Genomic DNA, 16,602 nt, shown 5'->3' on the forward strand with positions numbered 1-16,602 from the left:
GCAGGTGCCGGGTCACCGGGTCCCTATCCTATCGCTTGCGCGCTTTGCGGGCTGCATAACGGGCGTCGCGTGCAGCCTTGAGTTCTTCGGCGGTCGGCACCTTCGGCCGGGCAGCTGCAGCGGCAGCACGAGCCTCTTCGGCAGCGGCCGCCGCGGCTTCGGCAGCGTCGCGTTCCGCCTGCTCCTTCGCGGCCTTCTCGGCTTCGCGAGCCGCTTTGGCGGCAGCGCGCATTTCCGCCTGGGCGGCTTCCTTGGCGCGTCGGCGCTCGGCACGCTCGGCGAGTTCGGCCGCGCTGGGCTTGGGCTTGTTCTTCAGCATTTCCAGGGCCTTGGCCTTGGCGCTGTTTGCGGCAGCCACCCGCTCATTAAAGCTCGGTTCCTTGAATCCTCGCATCAAATCTGTCTCTCTCTTTCGTCGTTGGTCGCCGGGGAAAAAGGGCCCTTTACAGAAAATCGCGCGCTGTGCCCAATTTATGTGCGACCGGGCATGCACTCCTGACGTTGCAGGCACCGTGCCATGTCGCTTCGATCAGCTGAGATGCGCAGCGAGGAAATCCACGAAGGCGCGGATGCGCGCGGGGACGCTCGCACCGCCGCCGCCACATCGACGAGCGTGTCGGTCAGTAAGATGTCGATGAGGACTTGGGGATAGAGTGCAGTGAACTAAGGCATTGCGAGCTTCGCACTCGCGCCTGCTGTGCATCCTATCGAGCGATCTGACCCGCCTTCATGTCGCGAGTTGAGTGGTGTGCGGGGGCGATTGTGCCGGGCGTCGATCGCTGGGCATGGTCGCCGCGCGTAACCAGTCGAAGATCTCGGGATCACCTGTCTGTGCGACATTGACGCGCATGTAACGCCCGGCGGTGCGCGACAGGCTGAATACATTGCCCGGCGCCAGCAGAATGCCGCGCTCGAGTCCCGCCCGGGCAAGCTCGGCGGCGTCAATGCCTTCAGGTAACTGGCACCAGAGGAAAATTCCCGCTCTCGGCTTCAGCCATGGCTCAATGCCCATGTCGTTCAACCGCGCTGCGACATCGGTGCGTGCCCGTCCGAGGCGGCCGCGCAAGCTCTGGAGATGCCGTCTGTAGCCCCCATCCTGCAAGACGCGCAGCACGACCTCGCTCGATAACCGGCTCGCTCCGAACGAGATGGCGATCGACAGATCCACCAATCGGTCGAGCCAATCCCGGCGGATGGCAATATAGCCGCAGCGGACCGATGCTGACAGCGTCTTGGAAAAGCTGCCAATGTGGATCACTCGCTCCAAACCATCCAGAGCGGCAAGACGCGGAGCGGGCTCGTCTTCGAAATCGGCGAAGATGTCATCCTCGATGATTGTCAGGTCATGGGCATCGGCCAGTTTCAGCAGTCGGTGTGCAGTTTGCAGACTGGGACTTGCCCCGGTCGGGTTATGGACGCCGGAATTGGTGATGTAGAGCTTGGGCGCATGGCCGATCAGTGCCTGCTCGAATGCAGCGATATCGATTCCTTCCGGCGTCATCGGCACGCTGACAATGTTGGCGCGATGGGCGTGCAGCAGGGCGTGGAAATTGAAATAGCACGGATCATCGACCAGCACCGTATCGCCCGGGTTGATCAGCAAGCGGCACAGCAGGTCAATCGCCTGGGTGCCACTTTCGGTCAGCAGTATCTGATCGGGCGCTGAATCGATGCCCCGCTCTGCCATCCGCCGGGCCAACAATTGCCGAAGCGCTGGCAGGCCGAGCGGGGTGCCATAATCCGACAGGCTGGCTTGATTGTCACGCGCCAGCGCCCGCAAGGCGCGCCGGACATCGTCCTGTGGCAGCCAGTCCGGCGGTAGCCAGCCACAGCCGGGCTTGAGCATCTGCGCCCCGCTTTCCAGCGACTGGCGTGACACCCAGAACGGATCGATGGCGCGGTCAAGCCGGGGGGCAATATCGGCCAGAGACAGCGGTTCAGAGTGCGAGGTCACGAAAAACCCCGATCCGCGCCTGGATACGATTGCCCCCTCGGCGACCAGTCGCTCATAGGCTTCGACCACGGTGGATTTCGATACGCCGGAGGCCTCCGCCATTTGCCTTATCGAGGGTAATTTCGCCCCCGGCCCCAGACTGCGTGCCGTTATGCGCCGGCGCACGTCGGCCATCACGCGCGAAACCAGCGTTGGGTGGTGTTCCATCAACGACTCCGCAAGAAGCTGTACCGTCAGGTTATGCAGTACAGTTTGGTCAAACCTTACCGGACTGTCTCTGTTGCCCAGCTGCGTTCCGGCGTCAACAGGCTGTGACAAAGGAGCAGAGAATGAACCGGACGAGCGAAGGATGGATATGGGGGGCATTGGGCATACTGATCTTCAGCGGGTCGCTTCCGGCAACGCGACTTGCTGTCATCAGCATTGACCCGTGGTTTCTGACAGCGGCCCGCGCTGCGATTGCCGGGGTGATCGGCCTTGCCCTGCTGATCGGGCTGCGCCAGCCTTGGCCTGCGCGGCGAGATTATGCGCCGCTGGCCGTGGTGTCGCTTGGCGTGATCGTGGGCTTTCCATTGTTGACCGCGCTGGCACTGCGCCACATCGATACGGCCCATTCCATCTTGTTTACGGGCCTCTTGCCACTGGCCACCGCTGGCTTCGGAGTCCTGCGCGCAGGTGAAAGGCCCGATCCACGCTTCTGGCTGTTGGCGTTGACAGGCGGCGGTGTGGTGGCAGGCTATGCGCTGATCTTGCAGCCGGGCGCCAACCTCTTGGGCGATGGCCTGATGCTGGCCGCCATAGCCATCTGCGGGCTGGGCTATGCCGAAGGAGGTGTGCTGTCGCGCCGTTTGGGTGGGTGGCAAGTGATCTGCTGGGCGCTGGTCCTGACACTCCCTGTATCGCTTGTCGCGGTTGCGATAACACGGGTGCCAGACTGGACTATGGTCGGCACGGCGGCTTGGCTGGGGCTGGGCTATGTCACGCTGTTCAGCATGCTGATCGGCTTCATGTGCTGGTATCGCGGGCTGGCGCTGGGCGGGATCGCTGCGGTGGGACAAATGCAGCTTCTCCAGCCTTTTGCCGCGCTGGCGCTTGTCGCGGTCTTGCTGCGTGAACGGATCGCGCCGGGCATGGTCGTAGCCATGCTTGCTGTTCTTGCTTGCGTCATCGGCGCACGGCACCTCTCGATACGGAGTACCCAGTCATGACCGCCAGTTTCCAGCTTGTCGACGTGTTTGGCCAAGAGCCATTTACCGGCAACCCGCTTGCCGTAGTCACTACCGATTACGCCCTCGATGCCGCCGAGATGCAACAGATCACGCGCTGGCTGAACCTGTCGGAGACGACGTTCCTTCTTCCGCCGACCAACAAGCAGGCCGACTACCGGGTCAGAATTTTCACGCTGGAGCGCGAATTGCCATTTGCCGGCCACCCGACGCTTGGCACGTGCCATGCCTGGCTGACGGCAGGCGGTATGCCAAGGACCAGTGATATCGTGGTGCAGGAATGTGGTGCCGGCCTGGTCGCCTTGCGCCGCGATGGTGACACGCTGGCCTTTGCGGCCCCGCCCACGGTGCGAGCTGGCGAAGTGGACGAGGCTACGCTGACCGAGGTTGCCGGTGTCCTGGGGGTCGACCGCAGCGCCATCGTTGACGCGCAGTGGGTGGACAATGGTCCGGGCTGGGTTGCGGCCATGCTGGCGTCAGCAGATGATGTACTGGCGCTCAAACCGGCACGATCCCACGGCAAGCGCATCGATATCGGTGTTGTCGGCTTTTATCCACCGGGCGCCTCGGTCGCGTACGAAGTCCGCGCGATCTTCAGCGATAAGTTTGGCGGCCTGATCGAAGATCCGGTGACCGGCAGTCTCAATGCCTCCCTCGCGCAATGGCTGCTGGCCAGTGGACAGGTCCACGCGCCCCACACCGCTGCACAAGGGACTGCCCTGGGACGCAAGGGGCGGATCGGGGTGGAGCGCGACGGGGAAGGGCAGGTCTGGATAAGCGGCAATACCCGGACACTGGCATCTGGAACAATCGCTGTCTGAGCCATAGTACGTCGAGCCATTGCACGGCGGCCGGTCCACAGGCCAGCTCACAGTCGGTTGGACCTCGATCACGATGCTGCTACCCTGCGCAGCCAAGAAATCCAGACAATCTTGCAACCTCCGCAGGAACTCAGCGTTACTGGCGGGGGAGCCATCGACTCAAAAGGGGAAAACATCTTGTCTGATCCGGTCTTCGAGACGGCAACCCCGCCGAAGAAGCTAAGGTTGGAAGTCAACGCACCTGTTTTCTACATTTCCGCCGTGCTTATCCTGGCGTTTGCGCTCGTCGGCGCACTGTTTCCCAAAGCGGCGGGCAAGGTATTCGGCTCGGTGCAGGCTTTCATCGTCGAAGACTTCGGATGGTTCTACATCGCCTCTGTCGCCGGCTTTCTGATATTCGTCATTTTCCTCATGGTCAGCCGGCATGGCGACGTAAAGCTTGGCCCGGACGAGAGCGAGCCGGAGTACAGCTACCTGTCGTGGTTCGCGATGCTATTCAGCGCGGGCATGGGTATCGGATTGATCTTCTTCGGGGTCGCCGAACCGATTCAGCATTATGCCAACCCGCCGATCGGCGAAGGGGGCACCGTCGAATCCGCGAAGCAGGCATTGGTGCTGACATTCTTCCACTGGGGGCTGCACGCTTGGGCGATCTACATCGTCGTTGGCTTGGCGCTGGCGTATTTCTCCTTCCGCCGTGGCTTGCCGCTGACCATCCGTTCGGCACTCTACCCACTCATTGGAAACCGAATTTATGGACCGATCGGGCATGCGATCGACATTTTCGCCGTGCTCGGCACCATGTTCGGCGTGGCGACATCACTTGGCCTCGGCGTCCTGCAGGTGAACGCCGGCTTCAGCTATCTTTTCGGCCTGCAGGTTTCAACGACGGTGCAGCTGCTGCTGATCGCGGTGATTACCGGTCTAGCGACGATGTCGGTCGTGCTTGGATTGGACAAGGGAGTGAAGCGCTTGTCCGAACTCAACATCGTGTTGGCGGTGCTGTTGCTTGGATTCGTGCTTGTCGCCGGATCGACCGTGTTTCTCCTCCAGGCCTTCGTCCAGAACCTCGGCGCCTATCTCGGTGCGGTCGTCCAGCGGACATTCCGAATGTACGCTTATGAGCCGAACCCGTGGCTGGGCGACTGGACGCTGTTCTACTGGGGTTGGTGGATCGCATGGTCGCCATTCGTCGGAATGTTCATTGCGCGGATTTCGCGCGGTCGCACGATTCGCGAATTTACCACCGGCGTTTTGCTGGTGCCCGTGCTGTTCACCTTCCTCTGGATGACCGTTTTCGGCAACACCGCCATTGCGCTCGATATGGGCGGGCTGGCGCCGATCGCCCGAACGGTGAACGACAACCTGCCGGTGGCGTTGTTCGAGACGCTCGCGCAGATGCCGCTATCCACGATAACCTCCTTTCTCGCGACCCTGTTGGTAATCACCTTTTTCGTTACTTCCGCGGATTCGGGCGCGCTGGTGATCGACATGATCACCTCGGGCGCAGCAGAAAATCCTCCGGTTTGGCAGCGGATATTCTGGGCGGTTTGTGCAGGAGGTGTCGCAGCCGTTCTACTGGTTGCCGGCGGATTGCAGGCGCTCCAGACCGCCGCAATCGCCAGCGCACTGCCGTTCGCGGTGGTCATGATATTCATCTGCTATGGGCTTTTTCGGGCGCTCCAGATGGAGCAGATGGGCACATCCATCGATCTAAGTCTGGCCGAACCCAATGCGCCCCGTGCGGAACTTGGTTGGCAGCAGCGCCTGTCATCCATCATGCACCACTATCCTCCGGAGGATATCCGGCGCTTCCTGAGCGAGACCGCCCGCCCCGCGTTAAATGCCGTCGCCGAGCAGATGCAGGAGAACGGGTTTGTGCCCGACGTGGCCGAAAGCCCTGAACAACTGGTACTGACGGTTCCGCACGGAGAACGCGGCGCCTTTCGTTATACCATCCGCAATCGTCCTTTCCTGTTGCCGAGTTTCGTCTGGGCGGAAACCCGCAAGGCTCATGAAAAGGAACCGCGACACTACCGGGCGATGGCACACACATCGGAAGGGGACCAACCGCATGACGTAACGGGCTTCACGCAGGATCAGCTGATCAACGATCTGTTGAATCGCTATGCGCGTTTCCGCCATGCTCGGCGCATCGCTTGAAAACGAAGGATCGTAGTGCAGGGGCGGGGTCATGCGCCCTGCCGGGCTATCTTGCCGCGGCCCACCGCCCGGGCCAGACCATAGCAGTTCTGGAAGACAACGGAGGAGAGTGCATGAGCGACCGGAATTCGTCATCGGCGATGATCGACGCGAAACTCGAGAGCCTCGGTGACTGGCGAGGCGACATGTTGGCACGGGTTCGTAAACTGATCCATGAGGCCGATCCCGAGGTGGTCGAAGCCGTAAAGTGGATCAAGCCAACGAACCCTTCGGGTGTGCCGACCTGGGAACATTCAGGGCTGATTTGCACGGGCGAAGTCTACAAGAGTTACGTCAAGCTGACCTTCGCGCGGGGCGCGGCGCTTGAGGATCCCGCCGGATTGTTCAATGCCGGATTCAACGGCGCAACGCGCCGGGCCATCGACCTGCACGAAGGAGCGGTGGTCGACGGCTCGGCATTCAAGGCGCTGGTCAGGGAAGCGGTGGCGCTGAATGCTGCCACGCAAAAGCCCAAGCGGGCCTAGGTTCGCCTGGGCTTGCGGAGGTCACACGCTGAACCTACGAGATACGGATTCCGCAAGTCGGATTGAGCCGACTAGATCCCTCGCCGTCCGGTCACAAGCTGATAGACCACAACGATCAAGGCCAAGACCAACAGAATGTGAATAAGCCCACCACCGACATGGAATGCGAGGAAGCCCAGAAGCCAAAGGACAAAGAGAATTACAGCAATAGTCCAGATCATCACACTTCTCCGCTAATTATGATTATTCACGAATAAGCTGCGAACTCAATTAAAGTTCCCGAAGACGAGCCGGCTCTCGTTGGCGCCGCTGAGGCGGCGGCAACGGGCCAAGCGGATTTCTAACCGCCTGAGCAGCCGCGCCAACCGTGCCGCGTTGCACTGTTAGAGCCGCTTTTGATGAGATCGGATCACGGCCGAAAATCGAACGGGATCGGTGAGCATGCTAAGTGCTGCCAACTCGAGGGGGACACTCAAGTACTATTGAAGGGCCGGGCTTCAGGCCAACGATCTCGGATCAGATTTTCCGGGAACCTCGGTTCGAATCTGTCCAGCTCCCATCCACGCATGCCAAAGATGGATGTGGTCAGTGCGGCGTGATAACTGCTACTGCCTTTCTCGATGACACACCGGATTGGATACGCGATGGCCGACCTGAAGCTCGAAACGATGACCGTGCATGCCGGGTGCGAACCCGATCCTACGACCAATGCTCGCATCACGCCCATCTATCAGACGGCAAGCTATGTGTTCGACAGTGCCGAGCATGCCGCGGATCTGTTCGCGCTGAAGCAGTTCGGCAACATCTATTCGAGGATCATGAATCCCACGAACGACGCGCTGGAGAAGAAGATCGCGGCACTCGAGGGTGGTGTCGGCGCGCTCGGCGTGGCAAGCGGCCACGCCGCGCAGTTGGTGGCCTTTCACACCTTGATGGAGCCGGGGTGCAATATCGTCGCCGCGCGTAAGCTTTATGGTGGTTCGCTCAACCAGATGGGCGAGGCATTTCGCAAGTTCGGCTGGGAAACCCGCTTCGTCGATGTCGACGATCCCGAGAATGTCCGTGCAGCGATCGACGAAAAGACACGCTGCGTCTTCATCGAGAGCCTTGCCAATCCCGGCGGCGTAGTCACCGACATCGCGGCCATAGCAGACATCGCCCATGAAGGCGGCGTTCCCCTGATCGTCGACAATACGATGGCCAGTCCGATCCTGTGCCGTCCATTCGAACATGGGGCGGACATTGTTACCCACTCGACGACCAAGTTCCTCAACGGCCATGGCAATTCCGTGGGCGGCGTGATCGTCGACTCCGGCCGGTTCGACTGGAAAGCGCAGGCGCACAAGTTTCCCAGCCTGACGCAGCCGAACGGCTCGTATCACGGGGCGATCCTCGTCGATGCACTGGCGCCGGTCGGCCCGATTGCCTTCATAATCGCCTGCCGGGTTCTTGGATTACGCGACTTGGGGCCTGCATTGGCGCCGCAGAACGCGTGGCTTGCGCTCACCGGCATGGAGACGCTGGCGCTGCGCATGGAGCGACACTGTGATAACGCCCTGGCGGTCGCGAAATGGCTCGATCAGCACGAAAAGGTCGAATGGGTTTCCTATGCAGCGCTGGAGGGCAATCGCTACAAGTCCCTTGCCGACAAGTACCTCGGCGGCAGGGGAGGGGCGGTCTTTACCTTCGGGCTGAAAGGCGGCTTCGAGGCGGGTGTAAAACTGGTTTCCAGCGTCAAGCTCTTCAGCCATCTCGCCAATATCGGCGATACGCGCTCGCTCATCATCCACCCGGCCTCGACGACACACAGCCAGCTTGAAGGTGACGAACTCATAGCTGCAGGAGCGGGACCTGACGTCGTGCGCATATCGATCGGCATAGAGCATATCGACGATATCATTGCAGACCTCGAAATGGGGCTGAACCGTATCTGATTTCGACGCTGCGAAGACGACTGGCTGACGGAGCGGTGCCGAGCGCACCGTCAGCCAGAGGCGGTAATTCCTTTGACTGCCCCGGCTTGAACCTTGAGCGGCTGGAAACCTGTCGAGAACCATCGTTTTGACGCGGCGCCAAGCAGGCGTTACGGACCGCAGCATGATTGCCTTGCTCTCCCCCGCCAAAACTCTCGATTTCGAGCGTGCGCTGCCGCCATTGAGTGCCACGAAACCGCATTTTCTCGAGGAAGCCGGCAGCCTCGCCAAGTCAGCCGCCAACCTGTCGCAAAAGCGATTGAGCGAGTTGATGCATATCTCGCCGCGCCTCGCCAAGCTGAACGCGGATCGCTTCAACAACTTCGAAACGCTGCCCGAGCGACCGGCGCTCTTTGCCTTTGCCGGAGATGTCTACACGGGCTTCGAAGCGCACACGCTTGACGAAGCAGGTGTTATCTTTGCGCAGGACCACGTGCGCATGCTCTCCGGTCTCTATGGCCTCCTTCGGCCGCTGGATGCGATCCGGCCCTATCGCCTGGAAATGGGGACACGCTGGGCTCCGCGTCGAAAGAGCCTGACCGACTGGTGGGGCGATCGCATCGCCGAACTGCTTTGTGAGCAAGTGAATCGGGAAGGATCCGGCGAGGTGCTCAATCTTGCGAGCCAGGAATACTTTGCGGCAGTGAAGGGCAAGCTCAAGGGGCTTCGGGTCATCGATGTCGATTTCCGTGAGCCGGGACCGGATGGACCCCGCTTCGTCAGCTTCAGCGCCAAGCGCGCGCGGGGCATGATGGCACGCTGGATGTGCGAGCATCACGTCACCAACATCGATGACATGCGCGGATTCGATAGCGACGGTTACCGCTTTGATGCCGAGGCGAGCGGCGCAGACAACTGGCGGTTTACTCGCGCGTGAACGGTTTCGGCCAGGATGCGGTCCCGGTTGGCTCCGCTGGCGAAAGGCCGGACTTCGTCGTGGTCGACGTCGAGACAGCGTGCGCGCGGGTCAGCAGTGTCTGCCAGATCGGCATCGTCGGTTTTCGGGACGGGAACGAGGTGTTTGCTTACGAAACGCTGATCGATCCAAAAGATGAATTCTCTCCGTTCAATGTCGGCATTCATGGCATTTCACCGGAACATGTGGCGGGGAAACCGACCTTCAGTGCAATCCATGGGATCGTCGCGGCGCACCTGACCGGCCGTGTGACGGTTGCCCATTCGGGGTTTGACAAGGGCGCCTTGTCTGCTGCCTGCCGGATCGGCAATCTGCCTTTCATCGAAACGACGTGGCTGGATAGTGTTCGCGTGGCCAAGAAGGCGTGGCCGCAGCTTCCCAATCACCGTCTGAATACGCTCGCCGACTATTTGAAAATCCGCCACCGCCATCACGATGCTCTCAGCGATGCGCGGGCGGCCGGCGCTGTGATCGTCAGGGCCATCGCGGAAACCGGCATCGACCTGTCAGGTTGGCTGGCCAAGCCCGCAAAGCCGGGAAAGGCGCCGCGCGCCGCTGAAACCGGCCCGCTGAAAGGTCATCGCATCGCGATCCTGGGAGAACGGCGAGACGAAGCTCTGGCACAGTTCCTGGCGGCCCATGGTGCGCGTGTGGTCTCCAGCGTCGGAACGACCACCACGATGCTTGTTATTAGTACGCACCAGCCTTTCGGCCGCTGGGAAGCGGCGCAAGCTGAGCATCGCAAAGCCGAAAAGCTGCGCGACGCTGGCGCTGGCATCGAGATCGTCACCGAAGCAGACCTGCGTGCGAGGCTTTGAGGGAGACCTGCTCTCATCGAGCGACGCGCAACATGCCCATTGGTCTGGCGGTGTACGCATGACTATGAAAATGACCCGGACAAACCAGTCGCAATCACGCTTGATGACGCTTCGCTAAGTATCTGACAATCGGGCGGTTGCAGGCAGCGCATCAAGCTGTCGTCGCCCAGGCAAGCGCCGCATCGGCGACCTCTTCCCATCCTTCGTCGAGCAGCGTCCAGTGCGACCGAAAGGGAAATTCCACATACTCCGTTCGCGACGGTGCACGGCGTTGCTTGCGATAGATCGCCCGGGTCATCGAGGCGTCGGCGATGAGATCCTTGCCGCCGCTGATCAGTAGCAACGGGGGCCTTGCCGGGTTGGTCCAGTCGATCCTCATCGGATTGACGATCCCGTCCCAGTAGACGCGCCCCGGGGTCGGCACGATGTAGCGATCGTAGAGTGCGTCTGCATTGTCGGCAGTTACGGTCTGCGCGAACCGATTGCGAAAGAACCGGCGGGACATCGTCTTGACCTTCGAACGACTGAACGGATCGAGGAAAACCGGAAGAGCCGAGACGAGTGCGCGCAGGTGGATCGGCACCCCGGGGGTGGGCGCAGGGTCGATGGCCACGCCCGCAGAGCCAAGGCCGCGATCGAGCAGATGTTGCACGAAGACCCCGCCCAGCGAGTGGCCGATCAGGATCGGTGCCTCCGGTAAAGTCTTGATGATGCGCTCGTAGTGGTCAACGATCTGGCGCTGGCCTAGCTCGGCGAGCCCGGGGGATGGCGCCGCGCGAAGTTCTTCCGGGGAGCGGTCGTCCAATGGCCAGTCGGGTGCAATGACGGTAAAGCCCTTGGCTTCGTAACGGGTCTTCACCCTTTCCCAGCTGTGCGAATTCAGCCAGGCGCCGTGGATGAGTACGATCGTTCCGGTCGGCTTGGAGGTACCCATGGCAATGTCTCCTGTTGGGGGTGTTCAGAGCCGGTAGCGGGGGGCAGGCTCGCGCAGGGAAAGACCCGGGCGCAGTGCACCCCGCGCAGCGAGGAAAGCCTCGAGGCCGGAATTGTCGGGTAACGCCGGGATCGTGATCCGTTCGCCGAGGTCGAGACCGGCAAGAGCGGCATCGACCATGTCATCGACGTCCATCACCATTTCGGGATCGACATGCGCCATCTGCTCGTCGCTCCAGATGGCCGTGCGGGTGATTCCGGGCAGCACCGCCTGGACCCGGACGCCCTTTGGGGTCAATTCTGCCGCAACTGCCTCTGTAAAGGCGAGCACATAGGCCTTGCTGGCGGGATAGGCTGCCGTAAAGCCGTCGGGCATCAGCGCTGTCACGGAGGTGATGTTGATGATGGTCCCCGACTTCCCGCTTGATAGGCGCGGTGCGATGGCCGCAGTCAGCCGGGTTACGGCAAGGACATTGAGGTTCACCAGCGAAGTCAGATGAGCCGGATCGGCATCGACCAGCGTTGTTTCGCCTGCAATTCCCGCATTGTTGACCAGCCCGATGATGGTCTCGTCATCGCGCAGTCGCGCCTCCACCGTTGCTAGGCCATCGGGATCTGCCAGATCGGCGGCGATGATTTCGACATGGATTCCGGTCTTCGCACTCAAGCGAGAGGCGAGGTCGGCAAGCCTGTCACCGCGGCGTGCGACAAGTACGAGGTCGTGTCCGCGCCGTGCAAGGCGATCGGCATAAACAGCGCCAATGCCGTCGGAGGCTCCGGTGATGAGATAAGTACCCTTGTTCATGTTCGTGATCCTTCGTGTTGGGATGGCGTGGTGGCCGCTCGCCGCCGCGCCCCGTCAGTTGCGGATGAAGGCAAGGAGATCGGCGTTGAACCGGTCCTGATGAGTCTGGGCAAGACCGTGATCTGCGCCCTCGTAGAGCTTGAGAACGGCGTCCTTGACGATCTTGATCGTCTCGAGCGCGGATGCGCCGATCGGGACGATCTGGTCGTCTTCACCATGGATTACCAAGGTTGGGCGGTCGAACCTGGCCAGGTCTTCGTGGAAGTCGCTCGCGGAGAAAGCCCGGATCGAATCGAGCTGCCCCTTGAGCCCGCCCATCATGCCTTCGCGCCAGAATTCCTGACGCAGTCCCTCGTTGATCGTCTTGCCTTCGCGGTTGAAACCATAAAATGGCGCCGTAAGGTCCAGGAAGAACTGGCTGCGATTTGCGTAAGTGCCCTCGCGGATTGCATCGAAGGCCGCGATGGGAAGCCCGCCAGGGTTCGCCTCGGTCTTCAGCATAAGTGGCGGGACCGCTCCGATCAGAGCGATTTTCGCCACGCGTCCCGTTCCGTGGCGGCCGATGTAACGGGTGACTTCGCCGCCACCGGTCGAATGACCGACGAGGATGACGTCGTGCAGGTCCAGCGTCTCGATCAATTCCGCAAGGTCGTCGGCGTACTGGTCCATCGTGTTTCCGTCCCAGACCTGGTCTGAACGGCCATGGCTGCGCCGATCGTGAGCGATGGTGCGGAAACCTTCTTGGGCGAAAAAGACCATCTGTGCGTCCCAGGCGTCGGCCGACAGTGGCCAGCCATGGGAAAAGACGATCGGCTGAGCGTTCTTGTCGCCCCAATCCTTGAAGAAAATCCGGGTTCCGTCGCCGGTGGTGATAGTGGTCATCGTGCTGCTCCGTGGCTTTGCGTTGTTTCGTGTCGCGGCTCTTTGCGTGCCGTGACTTCGGAGATAGATTGACCGCTTGTCCCCCGGGATCGGCAGTTGCGACATAAAGGGGGCCGAAACCGACATGTGGAAGCTGACGAGGGGCAAGGCGTATGGTGGCTCATGCTGTGGCAGCTGAAATCGGCCTCGTACTCTACGAGCATTGCCAGGCCGCGATGGTCCATGGGATGACCGATCTGCTCGGCGTGGCTTCGACGTTCTCCGCTGATCGCGGAGGGCCGATCATCCGGATCAGCCACTGGTCGAAAGCACGCGATGGAACCTTTTCGCGCACCTTCGACACGCATGAGGCTCTGCCGGGGAAGCCTGCGATCCTGGTCGTTCCCGGCCGCCTGACCGGACCGCCCGATGCGGACGAGTCTGCGCCCTATGCGCGCTGGCTGCTCGACCGCCATGCGCAGGGCACCACGCTGGCTTCGAATTGCGGCGGCGCCATCCTGCTGGCAGCGACCGGTCTGCTTTCGGGGCGGCGGGCTACGACACACTGGCTGTTCGCCGACCAGTTACGGGACCGCTTCCCCGAAATCCTGGTCGATGCCGACAAGATCGTGATCGAGGACGGCGACATCATCACCGCAGCCGGTCTCATGGCCTGGACCGACCTCGGGCTGCGCCTTATCGACCGCGTACTCGGCCCCACAATCATGGTGGAGACGGGCAAGTTCTGGCTGATCGACCCGGCTGGCCGCGAGCAGCGGCACTTCAGCAGCTTCTCACCCCGCCTGACGCACGGAGACGAACCGATCCTCAAGGTCCAGCATTGGCTGCAAGCGCGGGCGGTGCGTCATCTGACGCTGGCGGACATGGCAGCCCAAGCCCAGCTTGAGGAGCGTACGTTCCAGCGCCGCTTCAAGTCCGCGACCGGCCTCAAGCCGATCGAATATGTCCAGCACCTGCGCGTGGGAAAGGCGCGCGAACTGCTCGAGTTCACCCGCAGGACAGTCGACCAGATCGCCTGGTCGGTAGGTTATGAGGACCCCGCCGCGTTCCGCCGCATCTTCAGCCGTATCCAGGGACTTACGCCCGGTGAATATCGCACGCGCTTCTCCAGCGGGGCAGAGCTCAGGATCATGGCCTAGGGATGTCCGGAAATCGCAGACTTGCAGCGAGGATCGATGACATACGCCTGACCGCGTTCGCGGATGGCGGTGACCGGTTCGCCATCGCCTGCTCGAAGATCGACCAGGAGGGCGGAGGGGGCCTTCGCCTCGTTCTCGCCCGCGCGCAGGCCGGTCCCGCGAGGGTTCAGCCATCCGGCTTGGCTGCCCAACTATAACTTTTTCCGATCCGAACCCATCACAACTAAGCGTTTGGAAAATGGCAGATGGCCAGTATGGGTTCCTGTTCCATCTCGCGCGGCCAGCTCGCCGCGTGGGTCGCATTGCAATACGTTGGGAGATCCACTCTCCCGAAAGATCGGGAGATGAAAGTCTTGCGTCGTTTCGTTACCAGTTTGGCGATTTCATGCAGCGTCGCACTGAGCCTTGCAGCTTGTGCTGCAGTGGCCGAGCATCCAGTTGTTGGCGCGCAACGGATCGCGCAGCCCCGGATCGTCTCGCGGTCCATTCCGGTCATCGAGGTGGACGGTCTGCAATTCCGCGATCTCGACCGGAACGGGGTGCTCACGGCTTACGAAGACTGGCGTCTTTCGCCTGATGAGCGTGCTGCCGATCTTTTGTCACGCATGACCGTCGAGGAGAAGGCCGGGCAGATGGTAGTCGCCAATGCTTTCTCGAACGCACCGTTCGGGCAGCCGGCCAGCGGTTACGACATGGGCATGGTAACGAACATGGTTCGCGCCCAGGGTATTACCCATCTCAACTCGATGCTGGTTCTGCCGCTGGCGCAGTTCGCCCAGGCGAATAACGCGATACAGGAAGAGGCCGAACAGGGCAGGCTCGGTGTTCCTGCCGTCATCGCCACTGATCCGCGCCATCATATTGCCAGCACCATTGGCGCAGGTGTGCAAAGCGGCGGCTTCAGCGAATGGCCCGATACGACCGGCTTCGCCGGTCTGGGCGATATGACCCTTGCCAGTCAGTTTGCGTCGACCGTTCGCCGGGATCTGCGCGCGACGGGCATTTCAATGCTCCTGGGGCCGCAGCTTGATTTGGCAACGGAGCCGCGCTGGGCGCGGATCAGCGGATCGCTTGGCGAGAGCCCGGCCAGTGCGGCGCCGCTTGCGGCAGTGCTGGTGGAGGGCCTGCAAGGCAGCGCGGACGGTCTCACCCGGGATGGCGTCGCAACCGTGGCAAAGCACTTCGTCGGCTATGCGGCAGCCAGGGACGGTTGGGATGCGCATAACCGTTATGGGCGTTTCGCTTCGGTCGATGAAGCCGAACTCAAAGAGCATCTCAAGCCGTTCGAGGCGGCATTTGCGGTGCACCCCTCTGCGGTGATGCCTGCCTATACGATTGCGCAAGGACTGACGGTAGACGGGCAGGCGGTAGAACCGGTCGGTGCCGCTTACAGCAAGGTGCTGGTCCATGATCTGCTGCGCACCCGCTACGGGTTCGACGGCGTCGTGTTGACCGACTGGGGCGTGACTGCGGACTGCGGCGAGATCTGCCGTAACGGATTTCCCAAGGGTGAGCGCCCCACCTTCGAAGGCATATCGATGGCCTGGGGCGTAGAGGACCTGAGCCGCCCCGAGCGCTTCGCGCGGGCGATCTCTGTAGGGGTCGACCAGTTCGGTGGCGTAATGGATACCGGGCCGCTACTCGAAGCCATTCGCAGCGGCCTTGTCACGCCGTCTCAGGTCGACGCTGCCGTGGGCCGCATTCTGCGCCAGAGCTTTCGTCTGGGCCTGTTCGAGGCCCCTTTCGTAGATCCGGCAGAGGCCGAAAGGATCGCCGGAACGCCGCATGACAAGCAGCTTGCGCGCATCGCCCAGGGCCGTGCGATGGTGCGACTGGAGGATGACGGTCACATCGCGGGCAGAACTTCCGGACGCGTTTGGCTGCGCAATGTCGATCCGGCCGCTGCCAAGGCTGCCGGGTACGAGGTGGTCTCGGATCCGGCAAAGGCCGACTTTGCGGTGGTGCGCACGGCAGCACCGCACGAAATGCTTCATTCCGGTTATTTCTTCGGTTCGATGCAGCATGAAGGCAGTCTTGCCTTCGCGCCGGGCGATCCGGACATTGCCGCGATCGAGGCGCTTCCGCCAGGTTTGCCGCTGGCCGTTTCGATCTATCTGGACCGGCCGGCCATCGTGACGCCGCTCAAGCGCAGGGCCAATCTGCTTCTCGCTGATTTCGGCGCTCGCGATGACGCGCTTTTTGACGTTCTTGCCGGGCGTACCAAGGCGCAAGGCACGTTGCCGTTCGAGCTTCCCTCCTCAATGGATGCGGTCGTGGCACAGCGACCCGGCACGCCTGCCGACAGCGAACGGCCTCTCTATCCCCTTCACTATCGCAAGACCAACTGACCATGATGGAGCGCCTGAATTGACGCGAGGAGCCGTTGGCAGGCATGCTCGCGCGCATGCGGCCTGTCTTCCATTCCTGATGGGGGAATCAGCCAGTGCT

At 61.8% G+C, this 16,602-nt stretch carries 15 protein-coding genes; 9 read left to right on the forward strand and 6 right to left on the reverse strand.

Annotation, left to right across the window (positions count from 1 at the left end):
• Window positions 1-28 precede the first annotated feature (28 nt).
• Together J3474_RS09275 and J3474_RS09280 are read right to left on the reverse strand one after the other, a co-directional pair.
• Complete coding sequence (locus tag J3474_RS09275) at window positions 29-394, reverse strand: DUF6481 family protein (RefSeq protein WP_041558202.1); 366 nt, start codon at window positions 392-394, stop codon at window positions 29-31.
• Window positions 395-727: 333 nt separating this feature from the next.
• Window positions 728-2,128, reverse strand: a complete 1,401-nt coding sequence (locus J3474_RS09280; RefSeq protein ID WP_242528306.1) for a PLP-dependent aminotransferase family protein — start codon at window positions 2,126-2,128, stop codon at window positions 728-730.
• Between the two features lie 155 nt (window positions 2,129-2,283).
• Here J3474_RS09280 and J3474_RS09285 point away from each other — a divergent pair, with 155 nt between their 5' ends.
• From J3474_RS09285 to J3474_RS09300, 4 genes are all read left to right on the forward strand, one after another.
• Complete coding sequence (locus J3474_RS09285; protein WP_013836387.1) at window positions 2,284-3,162, forward strand: DMT family transporter; 879 nt, start codon at window positions 2,284-2,286, stop codon at window positions 3,160-3,162.
• A complete protein-coding gene (locus J3474_RS09290) occupies window positions 3,159-4,001 on the forward strand; it encodes a PhzF family phenazine biosynthesis protein (RefSeq protein WP_207093901.1) in 843 nt (280 codons plus the stop codon). Before J3474_RS09285 ends, J3474_RS09290 begins: the two co-directional genes overlap by 4 nt.
• A 177-nt stretch (window positions 4,002-4,178) precedes the next feature.
• A complete protein-coding gene (locus J3474_RS09295; protein ID WP_207093986.1) occupies window positions 4,179-6,164 on the forward strand; it encodes a BCCT family transporter in 1,986 nt (661 codons plus the stop codon).
• Between the two features lie 113 nt (window positions 6,165-6,277).
• On the forward strand, window positions 6,278-6,688 hold the full coding sequence (locus tag J3474_RS09300) for a DUF1801 domain-containing protein (protein WP_013836384.1): 411 nt from the start codon (window positions 6,278-6,280) through the stop codon (window positions 6,686-6,688).
• 71 nt (window positions 6,689-6,759) lie between these two features.
• Here the strand turns inward: J3474_RS09300 and J3474_RS09305 are convergent, their stop codons facing one another.
• Window positions 6,760-6,909 (reverse strand): lmo0937 family membrane protein, encoded by a 150-nt coding sequence (locus J3474_RS09305; RefSeq protein ID WP_148274784.1) that lies wholly within the window; start codon window positions 6,907-6,909, stop codon window positions 6,760-6,762.
• A gap of 423 nt (window positions 6,910-7,332) precedes the next feature.
• Here J3474_RS09305 and J3474_RS09310 point away from each other — a divergent pair, with 423 nt between their 5' ends.
• The 3 genes from J3474_RS09310 (at window position 7,333) to J3474_RS09320 (ending at window position 10,395) form a co-directional block, all read left to right on the forward strand.
• Window positions 7,333-8,622, forward strand: coding sequence for an O-acetylhomoserine aminocarboxypropyltransferase (locus tag J3474_RS09310; RefSeq protein WP_013836383.1), 1,290 nt, complete (start codon window positions 7,333-7,335; stop codon window positions 8,620-8,622).
• 163 nt (window positions 8,623-8,785) lie between these two features.
• Window positions 8,786-9,538 carry a peroxide stress protein YaaA gene (gene yaaA / locus J3474_RS09315; RefSeq protein WP_013836382.1) on the forward strand — a complete coding sequence of 251 codons (753 nt, stop codon included), beginning with the start codon at window positions 8,786-8,788 and terminating at the stop codon, window positions 9,536-9,538.
• Window positions 9,535-10,395, forward strand: coding sequence for an exonuclease domain-containing protein (locus J3474_RS09320; protein WP_207093902.1), 861 nt, complete (start codon window positions 9,535-9,537; stop codon window positions 10,393-10,395). The genes yaaA and J3474_RS09320 overlap by 4 nt, the downstream gene beginning before the upstream one ends.
• Window positions 10,396-10,546: 151 nt before the next feature.
• On the opposite strand, the gene J3474_RS09325 is transcribed toward J3474_RS09320, so the two are convergent.
• Genes J3474_RS09325 through J3474_RS09335 form a run of 3 tightly spaced genes read right to left on the reverse strand, consistent with a single transcriptional unit; the run spans window position 10,547 to window position 13,015 of the window.
• Entirely contained in the window at window positions 10,547-11,329 is a 783-nt protein-coding gene (locus J3474_RS09325) for an alpha/beta hydrolase (protein ID WP_207093903.1), read from the reverse strand.
• Between the two features lie 24 nt (window positions 11,330-11,353).
• Window positions 11,354-12,133, reverse strand: coding sequence for an SDR family oxidoreductase (locus J3474_RS09330; RefSeq protein WP_207093904.1), 780 nt, complete (start codon window positions 12,131-12,133; stop codon window positions 11,354-11,356).
• A gap of 54 nt (window positions 12,134-12,187) precedes the next feature.
• On the reverse strand, window positions 12,188-13,015 hold the full coding sequence (locus tag J3474_RS09335) for an alpha/beta fold hydrolase (protein ID WP_207093905.1): 828 nt from the start codon (window positions 13,013-13,015) through the stop codon (window positions 12,188-12,190).
• A gap of 167 nt (window positions 13,016-13,182) precedes the next feature.
• On the opposite strand from J3474_RS09335, the gene J3474_RS09340 reads away from it, so the two are divergent.
• Both J3474_RS09340 and J3474_RS09345 read left to right on the forward strand, forming a co-directional pair.
• A complete protein-coding gene (locus J3474_RS09340; protein WP_242528307.1) occupies window positions 13,183-14,154 on the forward strand; it encodes a GlxA family transcriptional regulator in 972 nt (323 codons plus the stop codon).
• A 422-nt stretch (window positions 14,155-14,576) separates the two neighbouring features.
• Window positions 14,577-16,502 (forward strand): glycoside hydrolase family 3 protein, encoded by a 1,926-nt coding sequence (locus J3474_RS09345; RefSeq protein WP_242528308.1) that lies wholly within the window; start codon window positions 14,577-14,579, stop codon window positions 16,500-16,502.
• The last annotated feature ends 100 nt before the right edge of the window (window positions 16,503-16,602 follow it).

The sequence above is a fragment of the Novosphingobium sp. PY1 genome (assembly GCF_017312445.1).
Lineage (GTDB): Bacteria > Pseudomonadota > Alphaproteobacteria > Sphingomonadales > Sphingomonadaceae > Novosphingobium.